The organism is Nocardioides hwasunensis (genome assembly GCF_014779665.1).
Lineage (GTDB): Bacteria > Actinomycetota > Actinomycetes > Propionibacteriales > Nocardioidaceae > Nocardioides > Nocardioides hwasunensis.
Window position 1 is genome coordinate 393,108 of sequence record NZ_JACXYY010000004.1, and the last position, 26,294, is coordinate 419,401.

General features: G+C 71.7%; 25 protein-coding genes. 11 read left to right on the forward strand and 14 right to left on the reverse strand.

All coding sequences use genetic code 11. The annotated features are described in order from the left end of the window. The first annotated feature begins 25 nt into the window (after positions 1 to 25). Positions 26 to 604 (forward strand): DUF402 domain-containing protein, encoded by a 579-nt coding sequence (locus IEZ25_RS11765; RefSeq protein ID WP_191199606.1) that lies wholly within the window; start codon positions 26 to 28, stop codon positions 602 to 604. Here the strand turns inward: IEZ25_RS11765 and IEZ25_RS11770 are convergent. Beyond that, complete coding sequence (locus IEZ25_RS11770; protein ID WP_318152190.1) at positions 582 to 1,976, reverse strand: threonine/serine exporter family protein; 1,395 nt, start codon at positions 1,974 to 1,976, stop codon at positions 582 to 584. The two genes, IEZ25_RS11765 and IEZ25_RS11770, sit on opposite strands and share 23 nt — an antisense overlap. Positions 1,977 to 2,069: 93 nt before the next feature. Between IEZ25_RS11770 and IEZ25_RS11775 the strand changes: the two genes are divergently transcribed. Together IEZ25_RS11775 and IEZ25_RS11780 are read left to right on the forward strand one after the other, a co-directional pair. After that, positions 2,070 to 3,203: a glutamate--cysteine ligase gene (locus IEZ25_RS11775; protein ID WP_191199607.1), complete on the forward strand. Its 1,134-nt coding sequence runs from the start codon at positions 2,070 to 2,072 to the stop codon at positions 3,201 to 3,203. Between the two features lie 49 nt (positions 3,204 to 3,252). After that, positions 3,253 to 4,698: a WS/DGAT/MGAT family O-acyltransferase gene (locus IEZ25_RS11780; RefSeq protein WP_224748854.1), complete on the forward strand. Its 1,446-nt coding sequence runs from the start codon at positions 3,253 to 3,255 to the stop codon at positions 4,696 to 4,698. Positions 4,699 to 4,810: 112 nt separating this feature from the next. Here IEZ25_RS11780 and IEZ25_RS11785 read toward each other — a convergent pair whose 3' ends face one another. Beyond that, complete coding sequence (locus IEZ25_RS11785) at positions 4,811 to 6,022, reverse strand: site-specific DNA-methyltransferase (protein WP_318152191.1); 1,212 nt, start codon at positions 6,020 to 6,022, stop codon at positions 4,811 to 4,813. Between the two features lie 89 nt (positions 6,023 to 6,111). Between IEZ25_RS11785 and IEZ25_RS22260 the strand changes: the two genes are divergently transcribed. After that, a complete protein-coding gene (locus IEZ25_RS22260) occupies positions 6,112 to 7,512 on the forward strand; it encodes a phosphodiester glycosidase family protein (RefSeq protein WP_191199608.1) in 1,401 nt (466 codons plus the stop codon). A 21-nt stretch (positions 7,513 to 7,533) separates the two neighbouring features. Here the strand turns inward: IEZ25_RS22260 and IEZ25_RS11795 are convergent, their stop codons facing one another. Continuing rightward, complete coding sequence (locus IEZ25_RS11795) at positions 7,534 to 8,124, reverse strand: hypothetical protein (protein ID WP_191199609.1); 591 nt, start codon at positions 8,122 to 8,124, stop codon at positions 7,534 to 7,536. Between the two features lie 117 nt (positions 8,125 to 8,241). Between IEZ25_RS11795 and IEZ25_RS11800 the strand changes: the two genes are divergently transcribed. After that, entirely contained in the window at positions 8,242 to 9,234 is a 993-nt protein-coding gene (locus tag IEZ25_RS11800) for a GTP pyrophosphokinase (protein ID WP_318152192.1), read from the forward strand. 35 nt (positions 9,235 to 9,269) lie between these two features. After that, positions 9,270 to 10,406, forward strand: coding sequence for a calcium:proton antiporter (locus tag IEZ25_RS11805; protein WP_191199610.1), 1,137 nt, complete (start codon positions 9,270 to 9,272; stop codon positions 10,404 to 10,406). A 65-nt stretch (positions 10,407 to 10,471) separates the two neighbouring features. Here the strand turns inward: IEZ25_RS11805 and IEZ25_RS11810 are convergent, their stop codons facing one another. Genes IEZ25_RS11810 through IEZ25_RS11830 form a run of 5 tightly spaced genes read right to left on the reverse strand, consistent with a single transcriptional unit; the run spans position 10,472 to position 16,095 of the window. Then, on the reverse strand, positions 10,472 to 11,293 hold the full coding sequence (locus tag IEZ25_RS11810; RefSeq protein WP_191199611.1) for an ABC transporter substrate-binding protein: 822 nt from the start codon (positions 11,291 to 11,293) through the stop codon (positions 10,472 to 10,474). 1 nt (position 11,294) lies between these two features. Beyond that, positions 11,295 to 11,891 (reverse strand): GTP-binding protein, encoded by a 597-nt coding sequence (locus IEZ25_RS11815; protein ID WP_056906137.1) that lies wholly within the window; start codon positions 11,889 to 11,891, stop codon positions 11,295 to 11,297. Next, a complete protein-coding gene (locus IEZ25_RS11820; protein WP_191199612.1) occupies positions 11,872 to 12,240 on the reverse strand; it encodes a DUF742 domain-containing protein in 369 nt (122 codons plus the stop codon). Before IEZ25_RS11820 ends, IEZ25_RS11815 begins: the two co-directional genes overlap by 20 nt. 13 nt (positions 12,241 to 12,253) lie before the next feature. Then, positions 12,254 to 12,676 carry a roadblock/LC7 domain-containing protein gene (locus IEZ25_RS11825; protein ID WP_191199613.1) on the reverse strand — a complete coding sequence of 141 codons (423 nt, stop codon included), beginning with the start codon at positions 12,674 to 12,676 and terminating at the stop codon, positions 12,254 to 12,256. Next, positions 12,673 to 16,095 carry an ATP-binding protein gene (locus IEZ25_RS11830; protein ID WP_191199614.1) on the reverse strand — a complete coding sequence of 1,141 codons (3,423 nt, stop codon included), beginning with the start codon at positions 16,093 to 16,095 and terminating at the stop codon, positions 12,673 to 12,675. The genes IEZ25_RS11825 and IEZ25_RS11830 overlap by 4 nt, the downstream gene beginning before the upstream one ends. 191 nt (positions 16,096 to 16,286) lie before the next feature. Here IEZ25_RS11830 and IEZ25_RS11835 point away from each other — a divergent pair, with 191 nt between their 5' ends. The 3 genes from IEZ25_RS11835 to IEZ25_RS11845 all read left to right on the forward strand — a co-directional run bounded on the left by IEZ25_RS11835 (position 16,287) and on the right by IEZ25_RS11845 (position 18,923). Beyond that, entirely contained in the window at positions 16,287 to 17,483 is a 1,197-nt protein-coding gene (locus IEZ25_RS11835) for an endonuclease (protein WP_191199615.1), read from the forward strand. 93 nt (positions 17,484 to 17,576) lie between these two features. After that, positions 17,577 to 18,509, forward strand: a complete 933-nt coding sequence (locus IEZ25_RS11840) for an acyl-ACP desaturase (RefSeq protein WP_191199616.1) — start codon at positions 17,577 to 17,579, stop codon at positions 18,507 to 18,509. 24 nt (positions 18,510 to 18,533) lie between these two features. Continuing rightward, positions 18,534 to 18,923 carry a DUF2237 family protein gene (locus tag IEZ25_RS11845; protein WP_191199617.1) on the forward strand — a complete coding sequence of 130 codons (390 nt, stop codon included), beginning with the start codon at positions 18,534 to 18,536 and terminating at the stop codon, positions 18,921 to 18,923. Positions 18,924 to 18,938: 15 nt separating this feature from the next. Here the strand turns inward: IEZ25_RS11845 and IEZ25_RS11850 are convergent, their stop codons facing one another. The 4 genes from IEZ25_RS11850 to IEZ25_RS11865 form a co-directional block, all read right to left on the reverse strand. Further along, a complete protein-coding gene (locus tag IEZ25_RS11850) occupies positions 18,939 to 19,610 on the reverse strand; it encodes an AIM24 family protein (protein ID WP_191199618.1) in 672 nt (223 codons plus the stop codon). 118 nt (positions 19,611 to 19,728) lie between these two features. Beyond that, on the reverse strand, positions 19,729 to 21,201 hold the full coding sequence (locus IEZ25_RS11855; protein WP_191199619.1) for a cryptochrome/photolyase family protein: 1,473 nt from the start codon (positions 21,199 to 21,201) through the stop codon (positions 19,729 to 19,731). Between the two features lie 13 nt (positions 21,202 to 21,214). Continuing rightward, positions 21,215 to 21,427: a hypervirulence associated TUDOR domain-containing protein gene (locus IEZ25_RS11860; RefSeq protein ID WP_191199620.1), complete on the reverse strand. Its 213-nt coding sequence runs from the start codon at positions 21,425 to 21,427 to the stop codon at positions 21,215 to 21,217. Positions 21,428 to 21,469: 42 nt separating this feature from the next. Then, positions 21,470 to 22,030, reverse strand: a complete 561-nt coding sequence (locus IEZ25_RS11865) for a helix-turn-helix domain-containing protein (RefSeq protein ID WP_191199621.1) — start codon at positions 22,028 to 22,030, stop codon at positions 21,470 to 21,472. Positions 22,031 to 22,098: 68 nt separating this feature from the next. Between IEZ25_RS11865 and IEZ25_RS11870 the strand changes: the two genes are divergently transcribed. Beyond that, on the forward strand, positions 22,099 to 23,667 hold the full coding sequence (locus tag IEZ25_RS11870; protein WP_191199622.1) for a bifunctional NAD(P)/FAD-dependent oxidoreductase/class I SAM-dependent methyltransferase: 1,569 nt from the start codon (positions 22,099 to 22,101) through the stop codon (positions 23,665 to 23,667). 34 nt (positions 23,668 to 23,701) lie between these two features. Continuing rightward, positions 23,702 to 24,190, forward strand: a complete 489-nt coding sequence (locus IEZ25_RS11875) for a TspO/MBR family protein (RefSeq protein ID WP_191199623.1) — start codon at positions 23,702 to 23,704, stop codon at positions 24,188 to 24,190. 64 nt (positions 24,191 to 24,254) lie between these two features. Here the strand turns inward: IEZ25_RS11875 and IEZ25_RS11880 are convergent, their stop codons facing one another. Both IEZ25_RS11880 and IEZ25_RS11885 read right to left on the reverse strand, forming a co-directional pair. Then, complete coding sequence (locus IEZ25_RS11880; protein WP_191199624.1) at positions 24,255 to 24,767, reverse strand: gluconokinase; 513 nt, start codon at positions 24,765 to 24,767, stop codon at positions 24,255 to 24,257. After that, complete coding sequence (locus IEZ25_RS11885; protein WP_224748855.1) at positions 24,764 to 26,131, reverse strand: GntP family permease; 1,368 nt, start codon at positions 26,129 to 26,131, stop codon at positions 24,764 to 24,766. Before IEZ25_RS11885 ends, IEZ25_RS11880 begins: the two co-directional genes overlap by 4 nt. Positions 26,132 to 26,294: the final 163 nt, after the last annotated feature.

Here is a 26,294-nt window from a genome sequence, read left to right on the forward strand (position 1 = left end):
GAGAGGACGGCCTAGTGTCGGACGCGTGAGCACGTACGCGCCCGGGACCCCGATCCGCGTCGAGATGAGCAAGTGGGGCGAGCGGCCGCACTGGGAGTTCGACGGCATCCACCTCGGCGCCGACGAGCACGGCGAGTGGCTCGGCGTACCCGCAGGCACCCACCACCACCGCCCGGGTGCGGAGTTCCACTCGCAGGTCGCCGCGGTGACCCTCGTGCCGCGTGGTGGGTGGTACGCCGCCACGCTGCACGCCCCCGGGTCGTGGGTGGACGTCTACGTCGACATCACGACCCCGGGCGTGTGGGACGGGGACGTGCTGCGGATGGTCGACCTCGACCTCGACGTCGTCCGGCTGGCCGACCCGCTGCCCGAGGACGTGCGCGAGGAGGCGGCCCGCCGAGGCCACGTCGCCGGCGCGATCTACGTCGACGACGAGGACGAGTTCGCCGAGCACCAGGTGACGCTGGGCTATCCCGCCGACGTGATCGCCGCGGCGCGGTCGAGCTGCGACGAGGTCCTGGCGACGGTCCGCGCCGGCCTGGCGCCGTACGACGCCTCCCACCGGCGCTGGCTGGACGAGCTCAGTCGCCGGACAGCTTCCTGATCGCCCGCCGCTCGGCGCGGGTCATCGCCCGGAAGGGCCCGACCAGCCGGGGTCCGGCGAGCCGGTTCTCGAGCTTGCGGGCCTCCCGCTTCAGCGGCTGGGCGACGTACTCGCCCAGGATCACGCCGGAGGCCAGCGCGATGGCGACCGACATCGCCGTCATCAGCGCCAAGATGCCCTGCGAGATCAGGTAGCCGCCGTCGGCCAGCCAGGTGAGGCCGCGATAGATCGACAGGCCCGGCAGGAACGGCACGATCGCCGGCACCGCCACCACGAGCGGCGGCACACGGACCCGGCCGGAGACGGCGTAGGCCACGAGGCCGATGAAGAACGCCGCCGCACCGGCCGCGGCGACCCGGCCGAAGCCGGCGAACGCCACCAGCTGACCGATCAGGGCGGCGGCCGCGGTGGTCGCGGCGACGGGCAGCACGGCCCGTCGCGGCGCGTACGACGCCACGCTGAAGGCCGCGGCCGACACCGCGGCGCCGAGCAGGATGGTGGGCAGGTCGGAGTACTGGCGGCCCACCTGGCCGGGCACGAGCGTGCCGAGCTCCAGCCCGACCCCGTCTGCCACCGAGATGCCGAGCGCGACCCCGGCGATGATCCCCGCCGTGGCCATCATCGCCTCGATGAGGCGGGCGCTGGAGGTGAGGTAGAAGCCGGTCAGCGCGTCCTGCACGGCTCCCATCAACCCGATGCCGGCGAGCAGCATGATGATGTTGGCCGTCACGACCAGGGACGGGTCGACGTCGATCGGCGTCGCGGCCACGCCGGCCGCGAGGAGCGTGGCGATCGCGCCGCCGGCGACCTGGAGGTAGAAGAAGGGCAGCCGTCGCCGGGCCAGCACCATCTGCACCCGGTCGATCAGCGCGGCCGCGACGGCCGCCACTGCCGAGACGATCACACCACCGCCGAGGAACACGCCGACCGCGGCCGCCATCACGGCCCACGCGACCGTCACCCCCCACCGCGGCAGGGCGTGACCGAGGGAGACGATGGTGGCCATGCGGGAGCGGGCGAGGTAGAGGTCGGCCCGGTCGGTGAGGATGTCGCGCACCAGGTGGTCCACGGCGGTCAGGTCCTCGTAGTCGATGTCGCGATGCTGCACGTGACGCATCATCAGCACGGGTACGTCGTCGGGCGCGCGCTGGTGGCTCATCGACAGCGCCGTGAAGGTCACGTCGAGCTCGGCGGCACGCAGGCCGAGGTGGTCGGCGACCGAGCGCATCGTCGCGGTCACGTCGGCCGCGCCGGCCCCGGACGAGAGCAGCATCTCGCCGATGCGCAGGCAGAGGTCGATCGTCAGGTGGACCTCGCGGGCCGCCTCCGCAGCCGCCCGCTGCTCCTCCGACTGCTCCTCGCGCTCCTCCACCGGGCCATGGTGGCACCGGACCGGGCATCGGGGTCGGAAGGGGTGACACCTGCGGGCGTGCCGCCGAGGAGGGGTTGCTGACAGAGTGGTCGCATGCGCATCGACTTCCACGCGTCGCCGCAGCCGACGCTCGGGGTGGAGTGGGAGTTCGCTCTCGTCGACCGGGTCAGCCGCGACCTCGTCAGCGTCGCCTCCGAGGTGCACGACCTCGCGGGCGGTCGGCTCGACGATCCGCAGCGGTTGCACAAGGAGCTGCTGCGCAACACGGTCGAGGTCGTCACCGGGATCTGCGACACCGTCGGCGAGGCGGTGGCCGACCTCCGCGACACCCTGTCGGTGGTCGTGCCGGCGGCGCAGGAGGTGGGAGTCGACCTGCTCGGCGCCGGCTCGCACCCGTTCGCCGACTGGTCGATGCAGCAGCTCACCGACGGCCACCGCTACGCCGAGCTGATCAACCGCACCCAGTGGTGGGGCCGCCAGATGCTCATCTGGGGCGTGCACGTCCACGTCGGGATGCCCGAGCGTGACCGGGTGATGCCGGTGCTGGCCTCGATGCTGACGACCTACCCCCACCTGCTGGCCCTCTCGGCGAGCTCGCCGATCTGGGCCGGGCAGGACACCGGCTACGCCTCGAACCGGGCGCTGATGTTCCAGCAGCTGCCGACCGCCGGGCTGCCGTTCGCCTTCGACACGTGGGCCGAGTTCGAGAAGTGCATCGCCGACCAGACCACCACCGGGATCATCGACTCGATGTCGGACGTCCGCTGGGACCTGCGACCCGCCCCGCACCTGGGCACGCTCGAGCACCGGGTCTGCGACGGCATGTCCGACGTCCGCGAGCTCGCCGCCATGACCGCCCTCGTGCACTGCCTCGTCGTCGACCTCGACACCCGGCTCGCTGCCGGCGAGGAGCTCCCGACGATGCCGCCGTGGCAGGTGCAGGAGAACAAGTGGCGAGCCGCGCGCTACGGCCTCGACGCGATCGTGATCGTCGACGACCGCAACCGCGAGCGGCTGGTCACCGACGACCTCGACGACCTGCTGGAGCGGCTGACCCCGGTGGCCAAGCGCCTCGGGTGCGAGGACGAGCTGCGCACCGTCGTCGACATCCCGCGGCGCGGGGCGTCGTACCAGCGCCAGCGTGCGGTCGCCCGGGAGTCCGGCGGCGACCTGGTCGCGGTGGTCGACGCGCTCGTCGCGGAGCTGGCCGACTCGCTGGAGTCCTGAGTCGTTTCCCGGCCGCCGCCCTTGTGGCGGTCCTCACCGGGAGGGCAGGATGCGCGAACTGCCCTCGCCGACGGGGCCGGAGGAGGACGACGTGGTCAACCCGATCGACCCGACCGCGACCGGCTTCCTGCTCGCCGAGAACCGCAACATGCCGATGCACGTCGGCGGGCTCCAGCTCTTCGAGAAGCCCGAGGGCGCGGGACGCGGCTTCGCCCGCGAGATGTACGAGCAGATGCGCGACGTCGAGCAGATCGCGCCGCTCTTCCTCAAGCACCCGCACCGCTCGGCGCGCACCGCCGGACAGCTCGTCTGGCTGCCCGACGAGGAGTTCGACGTCGAGCACCACGTCCGGCACAGCGCGCTGCCCAAGCCAGGGCGGGTCCGCGAGCTCCTCGAGCTGTGCTCGCGGCTGCACAGCACCCGCCTCGCCTGGGAGCGGCCCCTGTGGGAGGCGACGATCATCGAGGGCCTCCGCGACGGGCGGGTCGCGATGTACACCAAGACCCACCACGCCCTCGTCGACGGCGTCTCCGCGATGCGGCTGCTCGCCGACGTGCTGTCCACCGACCCCGACGAGCGGGACATGCCGGCCTTCTGGGGCAAGCAGCCGAGCAGACGGCGCGAGGAGCCGGTCAGCGACGGCGGCGCCTCGCTGGCCGACGTGTCGGCCACCACGGTGCGTACGGCGCTCGCGCTGGCCTCCGAGGCCGCCGGGATGCCCGGCGCGCTGATCCGCACCCTCAACAAGTCGGTGCGCAACGAGACCTCCGCGCTCTCGCTCTACGCCCCGCGCACGATGCTCAACCAGAGCATCACCGGCTCGCGGCGCTTCGCCGCCCAGGACTGGCCGGTCGAGCGGCTGCGCGGGGTCGGCAAGGCCACCGGGACGACGATCAACGACGTCGTGCTGGCGATGGTCAGCGGCGCGATGCGCACCTACCTCGCCGACCTCGACGCGCTGCCCGAGACCTCGCTGATCTCGATGGTGCCGGTCGGCCTCAACGCCAAGCAGTCCCACCTCGCCTCCGCCGACGGCGGCAACGCCGTCGGCGCGGTGATGGTGCAGCTCGGCACCCACCTCGCCGACCCCGCCGACCGCCTCTCCGCCATCCACCGGTCGATGAAGGACGGCAAGGAGAGCCTCTCGGCGATGACGCCGGCCCAGATCCTCGCGATGAGCGCGCTCGGCCAGGCGCCGGCCATCCTCGGCCCGATCCTCCGGATGCAGGGCATCGTGCGCCCGCCCTACAACCTGATCGTCAGCAACGTCCCCGGTCCCCGCACCCCGCACTACTGGAACGGCGCCCGCCTCACCGGCACCTACCCGCTGTCCATCCCGATCAACGGCATGGCGCTCAACATCACCTGCACGTCCTGCGACGGCAAGATGTGCTTCGGCCTCACCGGCTGCCGCCGCACCGTCCCCCACCTCCAGGTGCTCCTCCAGCACCTCGACGACGAGCTGGCGGCGCTGGAGAGGGCCGCCGGCCTCTGAGACCCCGCCGCTGGTTGAGGTGCGAGGAGCGCCGGGCGCCCGCGCTGGAGTCACCGGATATCCGGCGAGACTCCCGCTTTGCACCCGAGATCTGGTGTGACAAGCGGGGTGGTCACCGGATATCCGGAGACTCCAGAACCACCTCGAGGCCGCCGCCGACCTGGTCGGCGACCGCCGACAGCCTGGCGCGGGTGATGTCGGCGACGGTGGCGAGGCCGGCGAGGTGGGCGTTGGACCCCGGACGGGTCGGCTCGGTGGAGTTGATGCTGATGCAGTGGCGGGTGCCGCCGTCGGCGGCGTTGGCGAGGGCGACCGCGTGGCCGGTCGTGCCGCTGCCGGCGAAGGGGTCCAGCACGACGACGTCGTCGGGGAGGGTCGCGAGGATCCGGCGGACCAGCCCGGTGGGCTTCGGCGACTCGAAGACGTGCCCCACGAGGGCCTTCAGCTCGGCGACGGCCGAGTCGGTCGAGCCGATCTCCTCGGCCAGCCAGATCGTGCGCAGCTTCTTGCGACGCCCGCCCTCCCGGACCAGCCAGTCGCGCTGGAAGATGTCGGCTCGCTCGCCGGTGCGGCCACGGATCACCCGGCACACCAGGTCGTCGGGCCGCTCGTCCACGCGCGGCCGGGACCAGCGCCACACGGCCGGCCGCCCGTCGCCGAAGACCGGGGCGAGCGCCCGGCTGCCGGGGAACTCGGTGGTGGACACGCGGCCGGTCACCGGGTCGGCGTACAGCTCGAAGTGCAGCGTGGGCGCGGTGATCGGGTTGAACTTCTTGTTGGTGTTGCGCAGCGGGAGGTAGCGGAAGCGGCGCCCGTCGTCGGTCGTCAGCGGGAAGTCGGCCTCGTCGACGGCCTCGGCCGAGCTCCCGTCGACCGCGCAGGTCGAGAGGTCGCGGGCGTACGCCAGGACGTACTCGTGGCTGGTCGCGAACCCGCGGCCGAGCTGCCGGCCCTTGGGGTTGAGGTTGACCACGATCTGGGCCATGAAGTTGGGTTCGCCGAAGACCTCGTCCATCAGCAGCCGCAGGTGGGCGGCCTCGTTGTCGTCGATGCTGACGAACACGGCACCGTGCGGAGCGAGGAGCGTGCGAACGGCCTCGAGCCGAGGACGCATCATCGCGGTCCACGCGGCGTGGCGGCCGGCGTGGCGGTCCGCGTGGGAACCGTCGCGGAAGGTGTCGGCGTAGGCGAAGTCGTTGCCGGTGTTGTAGGGCGGGTCGGTGTAGACGACGTCGACCGAGGCGGGGGCGAGCCGGGGCAGCACGTCGAGGTTGTCACCGGCGTGGAAGGTGTTCCACACGGGACTCGTCGGCTCGGTGGGCACGCTCGCAGCCTAGGGCGTACGACGGCGTGCCGGGATCTGCTGATCCCAATTTTCCCACCAGCACCATTGCGTCCTTTACCCTGGAGCGCGTGTCTGCCTTCCCCCGCACCTCGCTGCCCGCCAAGCCCGTCCGCCAGCGCGCCCTGACGCTGGCGACCGCCGGCGTCCTGGTGACCGGCCTCGTCGCCACTCTCGGTGTCGGACCGTCCGTCGCCGACGATCGCAGTGCGACCTCGGCTCGCGTGGGCGCCACGTCCGGCAGCCAGGACGGCTACCGGGGGCGCAACCAGACCTCGGACGGCAAGCCCGGCACCGTCGTCGGTCCGCCGGTGAACCTCCGCGGCCGCGCCGTGCAGGCGAAGAACGACCTCAGCTACCAGATCGCGCCCGGCGTCGTCCTGCGCCAGTGGGACCAGGTCGACGGCCGCCAGCCGGTCGGTCAGGTCCGGATGAACCTGGTGAGCGTCGACCTCGACACGCCTGGGCTGAGCTTCCAGTCGCTCTCCCCCAGCTATGTCACCAGCCGCAAGAAGGTCAGCCAGTTCGGCCGGTGGAACAACGCGCTGGTCGCGGTCAACGGCGACTTCTTCGACATCGGCGGCACCAACGCGCCCCTCGGCATCACCATCGACGCGAACCGCGGGATCCTGGGCGGCTCGCGCGACGGCTGGATCCCGGGTGTGAACTCGACCCTGTGGTTCGACAACGCGGGCCCCCACGTCGGACCGCTGAGCATGCAGTACACGATCCGCCAGCGACCGGACGTCACGGTCAGCGGCATCAACCACCCCGCGATCACGCCGGGCCAGGTCGGCGTCTACGACGTCGACTGGCACCGCACCTCGGGCTACAAGGTGACGTCGGGCAAGAAGCGGGCGCGCGAGGTGATCGTGCGCAAGAACCGCGTCATCTCGAACCGCCCGAAGCTGTCGAGCGGCAAGAAGATCGGCAAGAAGGACCGCGTGCTCATCGGCACCGGTCCGGCCGCAGGCAAGCTCAGCACGCTCAAGAAGGGCCAGCGGGTCACGCTGGCCAAGCGGATCGAGGGCGGCAAGCCGAAGGTCGCCATCAGCGGCGACCGCTCCCTGCTCGTCAACGGCGTGCGCACCGTCATCAACAACACCATCGCCCACCCCCGCACGGCGGTGGGCATCGACGCCGACGGCCGCAAGCTGCTGATCCTCGTCGCCGACGGCCGCTCGTCCGTCAGCCGCGGCTACACGATGGTCGAGCTCGCCGACATGATGACGGCGCTCGGCGCGGAGAACGCCATCAACCTCGACGGCGGTGGGTCCTCGGCGATGTACAGCCGCGACGGGGCGGGGGCGATGGGCATCGTCAACGTGCCCTCGGACGGCGGCGAGCGCCAGGTGGCCAACGCCTTCGGCGTGGTCTACGAAGGTGTGCTGCCGCCGGTGACGCCGATCGTGCCGACGCCTGCTCCGACCCCGACGGTGCCGCCGACCGTGCCCCCGACGCCGACGAGCTGAGCGCTCAGCCTGGATCCAGGCTCAGGCGTCAGGCGCGGCGAAGAGCACCACGAAGGTCTCCGGCACGAGGCACTGGATGTTGCTCTTCGGCAGCTTCGGCAGGACCTGGAAGCCGGCCTCGCCGGCATCGATCGACACGTTGCGCGGAGCCTCGCAGCCGATGGTCACGACCGCTCCGTAGGGCGTCGCGTCCGGCGACTGCTGCGCGAGCTGCGCGACGGCGTCGGTGACCACGGCGTCGAACCCGTTGTCCAGACCGACCACGAAGTCGGCGACCGCCTGCTCGGTGTCGAGCGCGAACGCCATCTCCGACACCGAGCCGCCGGCGTCGCTCTGGCTCACCATCTGCGCCTCGGTGATGCCGGCCGACCCGATCGCCTCGATCGTGCCGTTGGATCCGCTTCCCGAGTCCGGCGTCTCGGTCGGGGTGTCAGTCGGGGTCTCGGTCGGGGTCTCGGTCGGGGTCTCGCTGGGCGACGGCGTGCTCGAGGAGCCCGGGTCGGTCGCGGTGTCGTCGCCACCGTCGGAGCCGCAGGCGGTGAGGCCCGCCGCGAGGGCGAGACAGGCGACGAGGGCGGCAGCGGAGCGGTGGCGGCGCGGTGAGGTGTTCATGGTCGTTCGACGATAGCGGCCCGCGTCCGGCTCCCCCGTCAGGCGGGACCGCTGGGAGGAAGCGGGTCGGGGCGGGTGCGTCGACGGCGTACCACCGTCACTGGCAGGCTGTGCGACGTGAGCGAGGAATCTGGTCCGGCCGCGCCGGTGCGCGAGGCGGTGCGCGCGTACGCCGCCCGGCAGCCGCGGCTCGTGGCCGCGACGGCCGGCTGGGTGACGCTGGTCCGGACGCTGCTCGACGACGCCGGCATCGACTACCTCAGCGTGACCGGTCGCACCAAGAGCGTCGCGTCGTTCTCCGCGAAGGCCAACCGCACCGAGGGCGGCGCGGCGCTCTACCCGGACCCCCTCGAGCAGATCACCGACCAGATCGGCGTCCGCGTCATCACCTACGTCCACAGCGACGTGGCGGCGGTCGCCGAGCTGCTCGACGACGAGCTCGCGATCCTCGACGACCGCGACCTCGGCGAGGAGATGGCCCGGTCCGGCCGCTTCGGCTACGCCAGCCGCCACCTGCTGGTGCGCGCCGACGACGAGCACCCCGACCTCGCCGGCGAACGCGCCAGCGTCCAGGTGCGGACGGTCCTGCAGCACGCGTGGGCCGAGTTCGAGCACGACATCCGCTACAAGGGCAACGTGCCCGAGGACGCCGCCGCCGACCTGGACCGTCGCTTCACGCTCGCCGCCGGCCTGATCGAGCTCGCCGACCGGGAGTTCTCCACCATCCGTCGGCGGATCCAGGCGGCCGCCCCGGACAGCACCACCGAGGCGGAGGCCGACCACGTCGTCGGGCAGGAGCTCGCCACGTTCCTCGCCGGCCACTACAGCGACGCCGGCTGGTCGCACACCGACCACTACGACTGGATCGCCGGGTTGCTCGGCCAGCTCGGCATCGACACCGTCGACGACCTCGCCGACCTGCTCACCTCCGTCGACGCCGATGCCGTGATCCGGCGGATGGGCTACCGCTACCCCGCGGGCGCCGTACGCCGCCTCGACGACGCGCTCCTGGCGATCTTCGGCGAGCAGTACGTCACCCTCGAGGGCAACAGCCACCGCGTTCCGCTGCTGCGGGCGAGGCTCGAGAAGCTGACCACCTCCGAGACCTGAGCCGGGCCGTGGGCGGCGACGCCTAGAGTTGGTCCGTGAACAGGCCGTCGTGGACGACTCTTGCCCCCATCGTGGCCATCGTGGCGCTGGTGCCGGCGTGGTTCGCGCACCCCGAGGGGGTCGTCCTCGGGCTGCTGGCCGTGCTGCTGGTCGGGGCGGTCCTGGCGGCCGTCCACCACGCGGAGGTCGTCGCCCACCGCGTCGGTGAGCCCTACGGCTCGCTGGTGCTCGCGGTCGCGGTGACGATCATCGAGGTCGGCCTCATCGTCACGCTCATGGTCACCGCCGACAAGGACGCCTCCGGACTGGCCCGCGACACCGTCTTCGCCGCCGTGATGATCACCGTCAACGGCATCGTCGGCATCTCCCTGCTCGTCGGCGCGCTCAAGCACCACCTGGCGGTCTTCAACCCCGAGGGCACCGGGGCCGCCCTGGCGACCGTCATCGCGCTGGCCGTGCTCTGCCTGGTCGTGCCCTCGGTCACCACCTCCCAGCCGGGGCCGGAGTTCTCCGGGGTCCAGCTGGCGTACGCCGCGATCGCGTCGCTGACGCTCTACGGGATGTTCGTGTTCACCCAGACCATCCGGCACCGCGACTTCTTCCTGCCGGTCGAGCACGGGCAGCACACCCCCACCGTGCTCTCCTCGGGCGGTGGCGACTCCTTCGAGCACGAGCCGGTCGACCTCGACGAGGACGGACACGCCGACCCGCCCACCGACCGGGCCGCGCTGGCGAGCCTCGGACTGCTGGTGGTCTCCCTGGTCGCCGTGGTCGGCCTGGCGAAGATCGAGTCGCCCGCCATCGAGTCCGGTGTCGCCGCGCTCGGCTTCCCGCAGGCCGTCGTCGGCGTTATCATCGCGATGCTCGTCCTGGCCCCGGAGACCATCGCCGCAGTCCGCGCCGCCGCCCGCAATCGCGTGCAGGTCAGCCTCAACCTCGCCCTCGGCTCGGCGATGGCCTCGATCGGCCTCACCATCCCGGCCATCGCGATCGCGAGCATCTGGCTCGACGGCCCGCTCAAGCTCGGCCTCAACCAGCTCCAAACGGTGCTGCTGCTGCTCACCGCCGCGGTGGCGATCCTCACCGTGGTCCCCGGTCGCACCAAGCCGCTCCAGGGCGGGGTGCACCTCGTGCTGCTCGCGTCGTTCCTGTTCCTGACCATCGCGCCGTAGCCGGCGCCTCCCGGACGCGCAGCCGCCCGGCAGGAGAGCCTGCCGGGCCGCCGCGCGTGGTGAGATCAGCCGAAGTACTTCTCGTAGATCGTGTCGTAGCTGCCGTCGTCCTGGAGGTCGGCGAGCGTGCTGTTGATGGCGCGGAGGAGGGCGACGTTGCCGTCCTTCTTCACCGCCATGCCGTACTGCTCGCCGGTGTCGAACTCGCGAGCGACCTTGAGGCCGCGGTTGGTCGAGACGAACTGGCCGGAGACCGTGTTGTCGAGCACCGCGGCGTCGATCTCGCCCGCGGACAGCGCGGCCTGGAGGCCGGCGGCGTCCTTGAAGGTGATGACCTGGGTGGTGTCGGGGGCGAAGTCACTCATGTAGGTCTCGCCCGTGGTCTCCTTCTGCACGCCGACGCGCAGGTTCGCGAGCTCCTCGAGCGTGTCCACACCCGAACCGCGCGGGGTGACGAGCGCCTGCTTGGCGTCGAAGTAGGGGCTGGAGAAGTCGAGCACACGCGCGCGCTCACCGGTGATCGTCATGGCTGCGACGGCCACGTCGCACACGTCGTCGTTGAGGGCCTGACCCGAGGTGATGGAGTCGAAGTCCACGTCGAGGACGTCGAGGTCGGCACCCAGGTCGTCGGCGACGGCCTGGGCGAGGTCGACGTCGAAGCCGGTGAACTGGCCCTTCTGCTTGAAGGCGAAGGGCGCGTACGGCGCGTCGGTGCACACGGTGAGCGCGCCCTCGAAGACCAGCGACGGCTCGCTCAGCGACGCAGCGGTCTGGCCGCTCGCGCTGCCGCCGCAGGCACTGAGCGCGGCCATCAGGACGGCGCCCGACAGGGCCGCGACGGTGGTGCGGACGGGCGTACGGACGAGGTGGCGGGTGGCGGAGGTCATCTCAGTTCGCATTCACGGTGAGCGACTCGCGCAGTCGCATGAGGGCGTATTCGGTGATCTTCACGAGCGCACCCTTGGCCTGCTCGCGGTCGCGGGCGTCGAGGCTGATGATCGGGACGTCGGCGGGCAGGGCCAGCGCGGCGGCGATCTCCTCGGCGGGGTAGCGCGGGACGCCGTCGAACTCGTTGACGGCGACGATGAAGGGGATGCCCTTGGACTCGAAGTAGTCCAGCGGGGAGAAGGACTCGTCGAGTCGGGCGACGTCGACCAGCACGATGGCACCGATGGCGCCACGGCACAGGTCGTCCCACATGAACCAGAAGCGGCGCTGCCCGGGCGTGCCGAACAGGTAGAGGACAAGGTCCTCCGCCAGCGTCAGGCGGCCGAAGTCCATGGCGACGGTCGTGGTGGCCTTGGTGGGCACGGCCGCGAGGTCGTCGACGCCTTCGGACTCGTTGGTGACGAGTGCCTCGGTGCGCAGCGGGTCGATCTCGGAGACGGCGCCGACGAGCGTCGACTTGCCGACGCCGAAGCCGCCGGCGATGACGATCTTCGTCGACGCAGCCGCTCGCTGTGCCTTAGTAGTTTCGAAGTCCACGGAGGGTCCTTTCGATGAGCTCGAGACGCTCATCTGTCGACGTCTTCTCGGTGATGGTGGCCTGGATCCTGACCAGTCCCTGTTCGATCAGGTCGCCCAGCAGCACCCGGGTGACGCCGATCGGCATCTTGGTCAGCGCCGACACCTCGGCGACGGAACGGCGATCGCAGACCTCGAGAACCTGCGCGGCTGAGGGGGTGAGGACGGGCGCCTCCGCACCAGCCTGGAGACGAAGGGTCGCCTCCATGGCCAGGTCGACGGTGGTCGCCGTCCGGCCAGCGGTGATGGTGTAGGAGCGGATCAGGCGAGGTGTGTAGCTCTCGTCGTCCGGCTCGAGTGGGGGCGTCATGGCGTGTGGCCGGTCAGCCGCCCGTACCGACGCGGGCCTGGGCCTCGACGGTACGTCCCACGCGGTCCACCAGCAGAGCCATCTCGTAGCCCACCTGGCCGATGTCGGCCTCCTCGGTCGTGAGGACGGTGAGGTTGGACCCGTCACCGACGCTCATCAGCATCAGGAAGCCCATCTCCATCTCCACGATGGTCTGCATGACCGAGCCACCCTCGAAGAGGCGCGCGGCACCCACCGCGAGGCTGGCCAGACCGGAGGACACGGCGGCGACCTGCTCGGCGCGCTCACCGGGGATGCTCGTGCTCGAGGCCATCAGGAGGCCGTCGGCCGAGACCAGGATGGCGTGGGCCGCGTCGGTCACGTCGTCGACGAAGCGCGACATGACCCAGTCGAGGTCGCGGTCGTCACCGGCGGGGGCGGCGGATTCGTAGCTCATGCGGGGCCTGCTTCCGTGTGCTGTGTGGAACTCTTGGCTGCTTGTCGACCGCGGCTGACTCCGGCCTTGTGGGCCGAGAGTCGGCGGCGGATCGCTTCGGGGTCGCGCGTCTTGGCGGCCGTGGGCGCGGTCACGCTACCGGGGACGAGGCGCTCTCCGGGGGCTCGTCGAGGGAGTCCGGCGACGGTCGGCTCGGCGGCCGGAGCCTCCTCCGCGACGTGCTCGGCGATCTCCCATCCGCGGTCGACCTCGGTCTGGTGGAACTCACCGTTGCCGTCGCCCGCGAGCCAGCCCGAGCGCATCGACTTGAAGATCGGCGAGTCGCCGCCGATGCGGGCCGGAGCCGAGCCGTGAGGGTCGATCGGGCCACCGAGGCCGTTGCTCGCGAGGAGCTCGTCGAACCCGTCGGTGCCGTGGGTGCCGTGGTCCACGCCGTGGGCGCCGAAGGCCGCTGCGGGCAGGTCGTACGTCGGCGCGGCGGCGGCCGGCGTCTCCTCGACGGTGGGCTCGACGGTGGGCTCGACGGTCTCCTCGGCGATCGGCTCGTGGGCCGGCTCCTCGGACACGGGCGCTGTCTCGGGCTCGGTGACGGGCTCGGCGACGGGCTGCTCGGCTGCCGGAGGCTGCCAGGCGGGAGCCTGCTTCCAGGCCGGCTCCTGCTCGGCGGGAGCAGACGTCGCGCCCAGGCCCAGCGGGTCGTCGTGGTCGACCTCGGGCCGCGGCTCGGCGTCGACGGCCGGCTCGGACTCGAGCGCGGACTCAGGCTCAGGCTCGGCCTCGACAGCCGGCTCGGGCTCGGGCTCGGCCTCGACGTGCGCCACCGGGTGGTCGTCGAAGGCGTCGGCGGGCAGGGGGTCGGAGAGCGGGTCGGAGACGCGGACGGTGTCGAGCCTCGGCTCGTCGGCGACGGGCGCCTCTGCCTGCTCCGCGGCCAGCTCAGCCGAGGGCTCCTCGACCGTGGGCTGGTCAGCCGGCTCGGACGTCGAGGACCCCGCGGCCCGCGCCTCCTCCTCGGCCTGTGCGCGCTGACGGGCGGCGAGGGCGGTGATCGGGACGACGGGAGCGACCTTGTCGGCCGTGCTCGCGGCCGGCGTCTCCTCGCTCGGCGCGGGCTCGCGCTTGCCGAACAGCGGCCCCGTGGCTCCGGAGGTCTCGGGCGGCAGGAACGCGTCGGCACCGGTGCGAGGCATGTTGGCGCCCGGCTCGCGACGCGGCAGGAGGCTCTCCAGCGAGGGACGTCCCTCAGTGGCGGCGGCAGTGGCGGCGGCAGTGGCGGTGGCGGTGGCGGTGGTGGGCGCGGTCTCGACGACCTCGGCCACCGGCTCCTGGACGGCCGGCTCGTCGACCGGCTCGTGGACCGGCTGCTTCTTGGCGGCCTTCGCCTCGGCGGCGGCCTCCTTCTTGGCGGCCTTCTCGGCGGCCTTGCCCGCGGCCTTCTCCGCACGCGAGCGGTTGCGGGCCTCGCGCCGCGACTCGTGCACCTGGGCTCCGGCCGGGACGGGCTCGGGCGTCTCGGCGGACCGGAGGTCGAGCACGTCGACGGCCGGGACCGGCTCGGCGGCCACGGTCGGCAGCGCGGACGACGTCGGCGTACCGACCTGGGCCACGTCGGGCAGCACGGACGGAGGGAGCAGGACGGAGGCGGTCATGCCACCACCGGGGTTGCGGGAGAGCGAGGCGACGATGCCGTGGCGCTCGGCCAGGCGGGAGACCACGAACAGGCCCATCCGGCGGGCGGTGTCGGGCGTGGCCTCGGCACCGTGCTGCAGGTCGCTGTTGAGCTGCTCGAGCTCGGCCTGGGGCACGCCGAGGCCGGAGTCGGTGATGGTGATGGTGACGCCGTCGGCGCCCTGCTTGGCCGCGAGCCGGACCGGCTCGGCGGGCGGCGAGTAGGTCAGGGCGTTGTCGACCAGCTCGGTGAGCAGGTGGACCACGTCGGCGGCCGCGTCGTCGCCGACCCGGGTGCCGAGGTGCGACAGGATCTGCACGCGCTGGTAGTCCTGCACGCCGGACGTCGCGGCCTGGAGTGCCTCGCCGACCGTGAGGCTGAACTGGCCGGCGGCCCGGTTGGGCGCGTCCGCGAGGATCAGCAGGGAGTCGGCCGTGCGACGCATCCGCGAGGCGAGGTGGTCGAGGCGGAAGAGGGACTCGAGGCGACGCGGGTCCTCCTCGTCGTGCTCGAGGCGCTCGATCTGGGCCAGCTGCTGGTTGACCAGCGAGGTGGAGCGACGCGAGAGCGTCACGAACATCGCGTTGACGGTCTGGCGCAGCTGCGCCTCACCGGAGGCGAGGTGGATGGCCTGGCGGTGGAGGTCGTCGACCGCACGCGCGACCTGGCCGATCTCCTCGTTGGTGGTCACGTCGATGGTGCGGATCGGCTCCGGCTCCTGGCCGGCCCGGATCCGCGCGACCGCGTCGGGCAGGCGGTGGCGGGCCACCGCGAGGGCGCCGTCACGGACCCTGCCGATCGGCTCGAGGAGGCTGCGGGCCACCACGAAGGCCAAGAACACGGCAGCGCCGAGGGCGAGCAGCGTGAGGAGCGCGCCGAGGAGCGCGTTGCGCTGGGCGGCGGAGGCCGCGTCGGCGAGCGAGGTGGTCACACCGGAGATCAGCGTCTCGGTGATCTGGTCGTAGGGCGCGTAGGCGTCACGGCCGTCGAGGTTCGTGGCGGAGTTGTCGCGGATCTCACCGGCGTGGCGGGTGTTCTGCGTGCGGAGCTCGGCGGTCTGGGCCTCGGCGCCCTCGACGGCACCGGCGAGCCGGTCGATGGCCGCCGCCTCCACGCCGATCTCCGAGAACAGCTCCTGCGAGGTGGACTGCGCCAGCGTCGAGGCGAGCAGACCCTGCTGCATGGCGAGCGAGAGGCGCCCGCTCATGGCCTGGGAGATCTGCTCCAGCCGTGGCTCCGGCGTCTCCTGCGCGGCGTTCACGCTGGTGATCAGCTGAGAGGTGCTCGACTCGAGCTGGCGGACCAGGGCGATCCAGGTGGCCGGGCCGAGGTTCTCGGCGCCCTCACCGCGCATGGCCTGGCTGAGGTCGAGCAGCGCGTCGACGTGGGCGGTCTGCAGGTCGTCGAGCCCGGCGCTGTCGCGGACCTCGGTCAGCGTCTCGGCGTTGGCCACGACGTCGGAGATCGCGTCGATCAGGTCGCCCTGGCTCGCGGCGCTGTCGGACTGCGCGGCGACCATCGCCGACTCCGCGGAGGTCAGGTAGTCGACCGCGGGCTGGATGATCGTGACCTGCTCGGCGCTCGTCGACGCCTGACGCGAGTCGCCGTAGTCTCCGGCCACCCGCAGGCCGCCGAGGACACCGGCGAGGACCAGTGGGATGGCCAGGGCGAGGGCGATCTTGCGCCGCAACGGCCAACCGGCGACCGTGAGACCCATGCCCTTCCCGGGCCGGGCTGCATCCTGAGTCATGTGTGCCTCGCGTTTGGTGGGCGACTGCGAACGACGAACGTGCTCCGGCGATCCCGAGCAGGCTCAACCTAAGGAATCCGGCGACATTCCGTGGCGTTTTCGCAGAACTGGTGATCGAGGGTGTATGTGGCCCAGACCGGTTCATCGGACAGACCTTCCGCCCGCGTGCGAGTTCGGGCAGGGTGCTCGCCATGACCCTTCATCTCGGGAGGGGCCGCTCGCTCGCGGCTGCCCTGGTGTCCACCCTCGTCCTGACCATCTCCGCGGTCGTCCTGCCGGCCGTCACGGCCCCCGCGCAGGCCGCCGCCCCGATCACCGTCAGCCAGGCGATCGGCCAGCAGACGGGCGCCACGCAGACCGTGCGCGGCTACGTCGTCGGGCAGCCGACGGCGACCAGCACCGTCGTACGCTCCGGCTTCCCCAACGACTACGCGCTCGCGATCGCCGACTCGCCGTCGCAGACCAGCACCTCGTCGATGCTCTACGTGCAGATCCCCTCGGCCTTCCGCGCGCAGTGGGGCTTGAAGTCGCACCCGTCGCTGATGGGCCGGCAGATCGACGTGACCGGTGCGCTGGCGGCGTACTTCTCCCACCCCGGCATGACAGGCACGTCCGCCTTCGCGGACGCCGATGGCGGCAGCACGCCGACGGACCCGCCGACGACCGACCCGACCACGCCACCGGGCGGGACGGACAGCCCGTGGGACGACACCTACTACGCGCCCGCGGTCGGCAAGACCGGGTCCGCACTCAAGAGCTCGCTGCACGAGATCATCGACGACAACACCCGGCTGTCCTACGACCAGGTCTGGACCGCGCTCAAGGACACCGACCAGGACCCGAACAACACGAGCAACGTCCTCGAGCTCTACACCGGCAGGTCGATCTCGAAGAACAGCTTCGGAGGCGGGACCGGCCAGTGGAACCGTGAGCACGTGTGGGCGCAGTCCCGTGGCGGGTTCTCCACCAGCGCCGGACCGGGCACCGACCTGCACCACCTGCGCGCCGAGGACGTCCAGGTCAACGGCACCCGCGGCAACAAGGACTTCGACGACGGTGGCTCGGCCGTCTCCGGCTGCTCGGGCTGCTTCGCCGACTCCGACTCGTTCGAGCCACGCGACGCGGTCAAGGGTGACGTCGCCCGGATGCTCCTCTACATGGCGGTGCGCTACAACGGCGACGACGGCTTCCAGGACCTCGAGATGAGCGAGGTCGTCGGCAGCGCCGTCCCGAGGATCGGTGACCTCGACGTCCTGCTGGCGTGGAACGCCGCCGACCCGGTCGACGCGTTCGAGATGCGCCGCAACGACCGGATCCACGCGCAGTGGCAGGGCAACCGCAACCCGTTCGTCGACCACCCCGAGTGGGCGAACGCGATCTGGAACTGACGACTCCGACGTCCGAACCTCTTCTCACCCCGACCCTGCGGGTGTAGGCAGGGTCGGGAGGCGCACCGCCTCCCGACCCGCGAGGAGTCCGACATGGCCGCTCTCGACACCACCCAGCTGCTGACGGAGCTGGAGCCGGTGGTGGAGCAGAACCTCAACCGCCACCTCGACACCGCCGACGAGTGGATGCCCCACGAGTACGTGCCCTGGAGCCTGGGACGCGACTTCGCCGACCTGGGCGGCGACCCGTGGGAGGTGGCGCAGTCCCAGCTGTCGCCGATCGCGCGCACGGCGCTGGAGGTCAACCTGCTCACCGAGGACAACCTGCCGAGCTATCACCGCGAGATCGACCGCGCGTTCGGCAGGGACAGCGCCTGGGGCACCTGGGTCAACCGCTGGACCGCCGAGGAGGGTCGCCACGCCTTCTGCATCCGCGACTACCTGCTCGTCACCCGCGGCGTCGATCCCGTCGAGCTGGAGCGGGCCCGGATGGAGACGATGGAGACCGGCTACGAGGCGCTCGACAAGTCACTGCTCAACGTGTGCGCCTACGTCTCGTTCCAGGAGCTCGCCACCCGGATCTCGCACCGCAACACCGGGCGCTACACAGCGGAGCCGATCGCCGAGAAGCTGCTGAGCCGGGTCGCCAAGGACGAGAACCTGCACATGATCTTCTACCGCAACCTCGTCAGCGCGGCCCTCCAGCTCGCGCCGAGCCAGACGATGCAGGCGATCACCGAGGAGGTCGTCGGCTTCCAGATGCCGGGCAGCGTCATCCCGGGCTTCTCGCGCAAGGCGGTGCAGATGGCGAAGGCCGGGATCTACGACCTGCGCATCCACCACGACGACATCGTCACCCCGCTGCTGCGGCAGTGGGGGGTGTGGGACCTCGAGGGGCTCGACGAGGACGGCGAGAAGGCGCGCGAGGTGCTCGCCGCCGCGGTGTCGGCCCTGGACGCCGAGGCGACCCGCTTCGTGGAGCGCCGCGCGGAGGCCGAGGCGAAGCGGGCTGCCCGTCAGTCCTGAGGGTCCGGCCGTCATGCTTCTCCCATGAGCGAGCGCAACGTCCTCGGTGGTGAGCTCGAGCCGTGCGGCACCGACCCGGTGACGGGCTACTACCGCGACGGCACCTGCACCGTCGGCCCGCAGGACGTCGGCCTGCACGCCATCTGCGCGGTGATGACCGAGGAGTTCCTCGCCCACCAGAGGGCCGTCGGCAACGACCTGTCGACACCTCGCCCGGAATGGAGCTTCCCCGGGCTGGTGCCCGGCGACCGCTGGTGCGTCGTGGCCGCGCGCTGGCTCGACGCGTACGCCGACGGCCTCGCGGCACCGGTCGTCCTGGCGGCGACCTCCGAGCGTGCACTGGACGTCGTACCGCTCGAGGTGCTCCGGGCGCACTCCGTCGACGTGCCGCCCGACCTCAGCTCCTGGGAGTGAGGACGCTCGCCAGGATCAGTGGCTGTGCGGCGGGACGACCGGGCCCTCAGACGGCTGGACCACCACGAAGCCCGGCCCCTGGAAGGCGTACTGGAACGCCTCGCCCGTGCCACCGCGCAGCATCGAGCGCATGTTCATGGAGCTGACCACCTGCGGCACCAGGTTGGCCGACCAGCACACGGCGGCATTCATGTCGACATAGGTCGGAGGACCGGAGCAGTCGAGGATCAGGGGCTGGCCGTCGCTGGTCAACGCGACGGTGCCGTGGCCCTGGATGAGGGTGTTGAACATCCCGCCGGTCATCATCCCGGCGCCCTTCACCCGGTGGACGTCGTAGTCCAGCGTCGCGTCCATCGCGAGCAGGGACGTGCCGTTGACCGACAGCCCGTCGCCTTCGAGGCGCACGAGGAAGATGTCCTTCGCGGTGTCGGCGAAGAAGACCTCGCCCTGGCCGGAGACCGTCATCAGCGGCGTGTCCTCCGACGTCACCAGCCGGCGCATCATCTTGCCGACCGAGCCGGCCGCCTTGTGCTCGAAGGACACCTGGCCCTGGAAGGCGACCATCGACCCCTTGGCCGCGAGCACCGGCTCGCCGAGCACCGTCCGCAAGGTCTTGCGGTGGTGCAGGCTCCACCTCTCGGTGGTCGGGTTCTCCTGGTTGGCCTGGTCGAAGAGCTCGCTGCGCATGACAGACATCCTCACCAGTTTCGATCCGCCCAAACCAGCCTTCCGTAGGCAGTTCCTCCAGTGTTGGCCCGTTCCCCCGCTCAGCACGAGCTCAGCGTGAGCGAGCTGCCTCCGTTGCTCAGGGAGCGCGGTTGCCCCGGGCATCCTCCTGCTCGACGAGGGCGTCGAGGTCCTTGAGCCGGTCGAGACCGTTGACCGCGCGCGACATCCGGTGGTTGCCGGCGAAGGTCTCGCGGTGCCGGTCGAGGAACCACCAGTAGCCGGCGGTGAACGGGCAGGCGTCGTCGCCCACCCGCACCTTCGGGTCGAAGCGGCACGAGCCGCAGTGGTCCGACATCTTCGAGATGTACGCCCCGCCGGACGTGTAGGGCTTGGTCATCATCACCCCGCCGTCGGCGTGCTGCGACATGCCGACCACGTTGGGCACCATCACCCAGTCGTAGCCGTCGACGAAGGCGCGGTGGAACCAGTCGGTGACCTGACGGGGCGACCAGCCGCGTTGCAGGGCGTAGGACCCCAGCACCATCAGCCGCGGGATGTGGTGCACCCAGCCGTGCTCGGCGACCTGTTCCAGCGTGTGGGAGAGGCAGCGCGCGTCGGTGGCCCCGGCGTCCAGCTCGGCGAACCACCGCGGCAGCCGCTCGGTCGCCCGCAGCCCGTTCTCCCGGCGATAGCCGTCGCCCTGGTGCCAGTAGGTGTGCCAGACGTAGTCGCGCCACCCGATGACCTGGCGCACGAAGCCCTCGACGCTCGCGATCGGCGCGGCCCCGGCGCGGTACGCCGCCTCGGCGCGCTCGGCGACCTCGAGCGGGTCGAGCAGCCCGAGGTTCATCGGTGCGCTGATGAGGCTGTGTGCCATCCACGGGTCGCCCTCGAGGATCGCGTCCTCGTGCGCGCCGAACTCCGGCAGCCGGTGCTCGACGAAGTGGTCGAGCGCGGCCAAGGCCTCGCGCCGCGTCGCCGGGAAGCGGCGCTCACCGTCCCGCCCCAGGAACGAGATGCCCTCGTCACGCTCCCAGCGGTCGAGGTCCTCGCGCACCTGGGCGTCGATCTCGTCCTCGGCCGGCCACCACGGCTCGGTGACGCCCAGCGTCGCGGCGCCCTTCGGCGGTGGCTCGCGGTTGTCGTGGTCGAAGTTCCACCGACCGCCGGCCGGCTCCCCGCCGTCGAGGAGCACGCCGTGGGCGAGCCGCGACCGACGGTAGAAGTCCTCCATGACCAGCCGCGTGGCCCCCCGCCCCTCGGCCCAGCGCTCGAAGTCCTCGCGCGGCGTGGCGAACCCGCGCGGCGGCAGCACGGTCGCGCCGAGCCGCTCGACCAACCCGAGGGCGGCGAACGACGTCGGGTGCACGACCTCGACGTGGTCGTGCGCGGCCACCACCTCGGCGTACGTCTCCGCGCGCACGTAGGCCAGCCGGTCACCGAGCTCGGCGGCGCGGTGGCGCATCGCACTGAGCACCAGGTGCGCCTTGGCACGGTGGAATCGGCGACGCCGGAACACCCCCAGCGACTCCACCATCAGCAGCGGACCCCGGTGGTCGCCGACGAAGTGCGGTCCGAGCTGGTCGCCGAAGAGCCAGCGGGTGGTCATGCCTGCCAGCCTCTCAGGCCCGCTCGACCTCGCTCTGCAGCTTGAGCACGGTGGTGCCGTCCTCCTGCTCGATGACGTACGCCGGGTCGTCGTCGCTGCCCTTGCGGGTGATCTTCTCGCCCTTGATCGTGCGGCTCACCTCGTCGTGATGGACCTCGGTGACCGTGCCCTCGGCCCACGAGGAGCCCCACTTCCACTTCACGTTCGTGCCGGTGCGGATCGCCATGCGCCCCACGGTGCCACCGCCGCCGGACAGGACGCACCACCCTCAGGAACGCACGTGCATCCGCTCCCCCTGCGGCCCGAAGATCGCGAGCGCCTCGGTCACGGTCGGGCCGGGGTTGCCCAGCCAGTGCGGGGTGCGGGTGTCGAACTCGACCACCTCGCCCGGGCCCAACGTCAGGTCGCGGGTGCCGAGGAGGAGGCGCACCCTGCCGCTGAGGACGTAGAGCCACTCGTAGCCCTCGTGGGTGCGCAGCGCCGGCGACGGCTCGTCCTCGACCGGCATCAGGATCTTGTAGGACTGCAGCCCGCCCGGACGCCGGGTGAGCGAGATGAACGTGCGCCCGTGCCGGACCACCGGCTTCGAGCGGATGCGCGGGTCTCCGGTCTCGGGGGCATCCACCAGCTCGTCGAGGGCGACCCGGTGGGCGCGCGCCAGCGGCAGCAGCAGCTCGAGGGTGGGCTTGCGCTGCCCCGACTCCAGCCGCGACAGCGTGCTCAGCGAGATGCCGGTCTCCTCGGCCAGGTCACCCAGCGTCGCCTCGCGCTCGAGCCTGAGCTGGCGCAGCCGCGGGCCGACCCCGCGCAGCACTGATTCATCGTCCATGCGGACCAGTTTGTCATTTCAGCAAGAATGTTTGTCAATACCGCGAGGGCCTGTGCATGATCGTCGGCATGAGCGAGAACACAGACTTCGACGTGGTGGTCATCGGCGGCGGCGCGGCCGGCCTGAGCGGGGCGATGGCCCTCGGCAGGTCCAGGAGGTCGGTGCTGGTCATCGACGCCGGCGAGCCCCGCAACTCGCCCGCCGACCACGCCCACAACTACCTCGGCCGCGAGGGCGTCAACCCTCTCGAGCTGCTCGAGGTCGGCCGCGCGGAGGTCGCGGCCTACGGCGTCGAGGTGCTCGACGACCGCGTCGTCGGGCTGTCCGGTGAGGCGGGGTCGTTCCTCGTCACGACGGCGGGAGGACGCCGCGTCACCGCCCGTCGCGTGCTCGTGACCGGCGGCGGCACCGACGAGCTGCCCGACGTGCCCGGCCTCGCCGCGCGGTGGGGCAAGGACGTCCTGCACTGCCCCTACTGCCACGGCTGGGAGGTGCGCGACCAGCGGCTCGTCATCCTCGGCAGCACCCCGATGGCCGGCCACCAGGGCCTGCTGTTCCGTCAGCTCTCCGACGACGTCACGCTCGTGGTCTTCGACGGCGTCGAGCTGCCCGACGAGGAGCTCGAGAAGATGGGCGCGATCGGGGTGAGCGTGGTGCACGGCACCCCGCAGGAGGTCGTCACGGACGGTGACGACCTGGTCGGGCTGCGGCTCGGCGACGGCACCGTGCTCGAGAGCGACGCGATCGTGGTGGCGTCGAAGGTGCACGCCCGGGCCGACTACCTGGCCCCGCTCGGCATCGAGCCGACCCCGTTCGAGATGAACGGCGTCGCCTTCGGCTCGACCATCGCGGTCGAGCCCACCGGCGCCACCTCCGTGCCGGGCATCTTCGCCGCCGGCAACATCACCGACGTGTCGATGATCCTCATCGCCTCCGCGGCCCACGGTGTCCGCGTCGGCGCCTGGATCAACGCCGAGCTCGCCGGCGAGGACGCGGCTGCCGCGGTCGCCCAGCGGCGCAGCGACTTCTTCGAGCGACCGGCGTGGGAGGAGCGCTACTCCGGGGACAAGGTGTGGAGCGGCAAGGTCAACGCCCAGCTCGCGGCCGAGGCGGCCGACCTCGCGCCCGGACGCGCGCTCGACGTCGGCTGCGGCGAGGGCGGCGACGTGCTGTGGCTGGCCGAGCGGGGCTGGCAGGTCACCGCGTCCGACTTCGCCGAGGCGGCGCTGGCCCGCGTGGCCGAGCACGCCGCGGAGGCCGGCCTCGCCGACCGCGTCGAGACCCTGCTCATGGACGTGCGGACCTTCGAGCCCGCCGGCACGACCTGGGACCTGGTCACCGCGCACTTCGTGCACCTGCCCGACGGCGGCATGGTGGACGTCGTACGCCGACTCGCCACCGCGGTCGCGCCGGGCGGCACGCTGCTGGTGGTCGGGCACGCCCCGGACGACATCCACACCGGCCTCCGGCACGGGCACGTCAACTTCATGCACACCGCCGACCAGCTGCTCCCCGCGCTGGACGACCAGTGGGAGATCGAGGTGTGCGAGTCGCGACCGCGCACCCAGAGGCACCCCGAGACCGGTGAGGACGTCGAGATCGCCGACGCGACGCTGAGGGCCCGCCGCAGGGGCTGACGGCCGAGCTGGGGCGGGTGGGCATGATGGAGCCATGACCTCCTCGGACGTCTCCGTCGTGCCGCCCGCCCGCCAGTGGTGGACGCTCATCCCGTTCCTCGTCGCGGTGATCGCGGTCGCCGGCGTCGGCGGCTTGGCCGCGGCCGGCTCGCAGGCGACCTACCGCGCGCTGGACCTGCCGCCCTTCGCGCCACCGTCGTGGCTCTTCGGGCCGGTGTGGTCGGTGCTCTACCTGACGATTGGCGTGGCCGGCTGGCTGCTGTGGCGCGCCGGCGGCTGGGACCGGGTGATGTGGCTCTGGACGGTGCAGCTCGTGCTCAACCTGGCGTGGACGCCGCTGTTCTTCGCCGCCGACCTCTACACCGTGGCCCTGGTCGAGATCGTCGTGCTCGCCGCCTCGGTCGGGCTGCTCATCGCCTGGTCCTGGCGTCGCTCCCGGGTCGCGGCGTGGCTGCTGGTCCCCTACCTCGCGTGGGTCTGCTTCGCGACCGCGCTCAACGCCGGGATCGTCGTCCTCAACTGAGCGAGCGCCGTGGCCGCTGGGACACCGGCATGCCGGTGGTCGAGCGGACCACGGGCCGCTCGAGTCATGGGTTGGCCGCCAGGTTCAACCGCGCCAGGACCATCGCGGCGGCGCGGTCCACCGGGAGTGCGACGTCGACGTCCATGCCGGGCTCGTCGGACCCGAGCGGCTCGAGCGTGTCGAGCTGCGACTCCAGCAGGCTGGGCGGCATGAAGTGGTCGCGGGCGTTCATCCGGTCGAGGATCAGGTGCTTGTCGCCGGTGCAGTGCACGAAGAACGTGCCGTCGCCACCGCGCCGCAGCACGTCTCGGTAGGCACGGCGCAGCGCGCTGCACGTGATGATCGTCGGCTCGTCGCGGCCGTCGCGCTCCGCGGTCCACTCCGCCAGCGACTCCAGCCAGCCCCACCGGTCGGCGTCGGTGAGCGCGATGCCCTCGCGCATCTTCGCGACGTTGGCCGGCGGGTGGAAGTCGTCGCCCTCGGCGAACTCCCAGCCCAGCCGCTGTCGTACGGCCTCGGCGACCGTCGACTTGCCGGAGCCGGACACGCCCATGAGGACCAGGTGCAGCGGCCTCATCCCACGGCCCACACGCCGAGGGCGAGCACGAAGATGCTCACACCCAGCGTGGTCTCGAGGACCGTCCAGGTCTTGAGCGTCGTCTTCACGTCCATCCCGAAGAAGCGGCTGACCAGCCAGAACCCCGAGTCGTTGACGTGGGACAGCACCGTGGCACCGGCAGCGATCGCGAGGACCAGGGCGACGAGCTGCACCGACGACGGATCGGCCTCGACCACCGCGGCGGAGAGCAGACCGGCGGTGGTGGTGAGCGCGACGGTCGCCGAGCCCTGCGCCACCCGCAGGATCGTGGCGATGACGAAGGCCGACACGATCAGCGGGAGACCGAGGTCGGCGAGCGAGTCCGACAGCGCCCCGCCGATGCCGCTGTAGCGCAGCACGCCGCCGAACATCCCACCGGCGCCGGTGATCAGGATGATCGCGCAGATCGGGCCGAGGGCGTCGTTGAGGAGGTCCTCGACCTCGGCGCGCGAGTGGTGGCGCACCGCGAGGGTGTACGTCGCCACCAGCAGCGCGATGAGCAGCGCCACGGGCGTCTGCCCGACGAACACCAGAGCGTCCACGAGCCCGCCGTCCTCGGAGATCGAGCCGTTGGTGCGCAGAGTCGTGAAGACTGTGTTGAGGCCGATCAGCACCAGCGGCAGCAGCAGGATCGCGAGCACGTGCCCGAAGGCGGGCCGGCGCGACTCGTCGGTCTCGCGTCCCCCGGTCAGGACCGAGTCGTCGATCGGGACGTGCACCTTGCCGAGCCAGCCGATCGTGACGGCGTACACACCGACCGCCCACGCGACCACCGCGGCCACGACGCCGATGACCAGCGTCAACCCGATGCTGGCGCCGAGCGCGGTGGCGGCGGTGACGGGGCCCGGGTGGGGCGGGACGATCGCGTGCATCGCGGCGAACGCACCCGCGGCCGGGAGTGCGTAGAGCAGCACCGAGCCGCCGAAGCGGCGCGCGACCGAGAAGATGATCGGCAAGAAGACCACCAGGCCGGCGTCGAAGAAGATCGGCAGGCCGAAGAGGAGTGCCGCGACGCCCAGCGCCATCGGCGCGCGCTTCTCCCCGAAGCGGCTGATGAGCGTGTCGGCGAGCACCTGCGCACCACCGGTCACCTCCAGGATCCTCCCGATCATCACCCCCAGCCCGACGAGCAGCGCGACTTGCCCGAGCGTGGAGCCGAAGGCGTCGATCGCCACGGTCGGCACGTCGCCCACCGGCACGCCGGCGACGATGGCGGTGACCATGCTGACCAGCACGAGCGCCACGAAGGCGTGCATGCGCAGGGCGATGATGAGCACCAGCAGCACGGCGACCGCGAGCGCGGCGATCACCAGGAGCGTGCCGGTGCCATGGACGGGGGTCATGGGATCCACGAGTTACCTCCGGGACGGGGTGCCCACCCTAGGGTGCGCGACCAGCGGGTGACCTCGCAGGCGACAGCGCGCCACTCCGGAAAGAGCCCGTCTCGGTTCTCCACAGATCCCGTCAAGGGGGTGTCGGAGGACCGGGCGCGCGGGCGAAGGTCGT

Excerpts from the sequence above, each read along its gene's own strand:
- IEZ25_RS11775 (WP_191199607.1), top strand. The coding sequence starts at position 2,070 with ATGCGCATCGACTTCCACGCGTCGCCGCAGCCGACGCTCGGGGTGGAG.
- IEZ25_RS11780 (WP_224748854.1), top strand. The coding sequence starts at position 3,253 with ATGCGCGAACTGCCCTCGCCGACGGGGCCGGAGGAGGACGACGTGGTC.
- IEZ25_RS11795 (WP_191199609.1), bottom strand. The coding sequence starts at position 8,124 with ATGAACACCTCACCGCGCCGCCACCGCTCCGCTGCCGCCCTCGTCGCC.
- IEZ25_RS11810 (WP_191199611.1), bottom strand. The coding sequence starts at position 11,293 with ATGACCTCCGCCACCCGCCACCTCGTCCGTACGCCCGTCCGCACCACC.
- IEZ25_RS11820 (WP_191199612.1), bottom strand. The coding sequence starts at position 12,240 with ATGACGCCCCCACTCGAGCCGGACGACGAGAGCTACACACCTCGCCTG.
- IEZ25_RS11825 (WP_191199613.1), bottom strand. The coding sequence starts at position 12,676 with ATGAGCTACGAATCCGCCGCCCCCGCCGGTGACGACCGCGACCTCGAC.
- IEZ25_RS11830 (WP_191199614.1), bottom strand. The coding sequence starts at position 16,095 with ATGACTCAGGATGCAGCCCGGCCCGGGAAGGGCATGGGTCTCACGGTC.
- IEZ25_RS11835 (WP_191199615.1), top strand. The coding sequence starts at position 16,287 with ATGACCCTTCATCTCGGGAGGGGCCGCTCGCTCGCGGCTGCCCTGGTG.
- IEZ25_RS11840 (WP_191199616.1), top strand. The coding sequence starts at position 17,577 with ATGGCCGCTCTCGACACCACCCAGCTGCTGACGGAGCTGGAGCCGGTG.
- IEZ25_RS11845 (WP_191199617.1), top strand. The coding sequence starts at position 18,534 with ATGAGCGAGCGCAACGTCCTCGGTGGTGAGCTCGAGCCGTGCGGCACC.
- IEZ25_RS11850 (WP_191199618.1), bottom strand. The coding sequence starts at position 19,610 with ATGCGCAGCGAGCTCTTCGACCAGGCCAACCAGGAGAACCCGACCACC.
- IEZ25_RS11855 (WP_191199619.1), bottom strand. The coding sequence starts at position 21,201 with ATGACCACCCGCTGGCTCTTCGGCGACCAGCTCGGACCGCACTTCGTC.
- IEZ25_RS11860 (WP_191199620.1), bottom strand. The coding sequence starts at position 21,427 with ATGGCGATCCGCACCGGCACGAACGTGAAGTGGAAGTGGGGCTCCTCG.
- IEZ25_RS11865 (WP_191199621.1), bottom strand. The coding sequence starts at position 22,030 with ATGGACGATGAATCAGTGCTGCGCGGGGTCGGCCCGCGGCTGCGCCAG.
- IEZ25_RS11870 (WP_191199622.1), top strand. The coding sequence starts at position 22,099 with ATGAGCGAGAACACAGACTTCGACGTGGTGGTCATCGGCGGCGGCGCG.
- IEZ25_RS11875 (WP_191199623.1), top strand. The coding sequence starts at position 23,702 with ATGACCTCCTCGGACGTCTCCGTCGTGCCGCCCGCCCGCCAGTGGTGG.
- IEZ25_RS11880 (WP_191199624.1), bottom strand. The coding sequence starts at position 24,767 with ATGAGGCCGCTGCACCTGGTCCTCATGGGCGTGTCCGGCTCCGGCAAG.
- IEZ25_RS11885 (WP_224748855.1), bottom strand. The coding sequence starts at position 26,131 with ATGACCCCCGTCCATGGCACCGGCACGCTCCTGGTGATCGCCGCGCTC.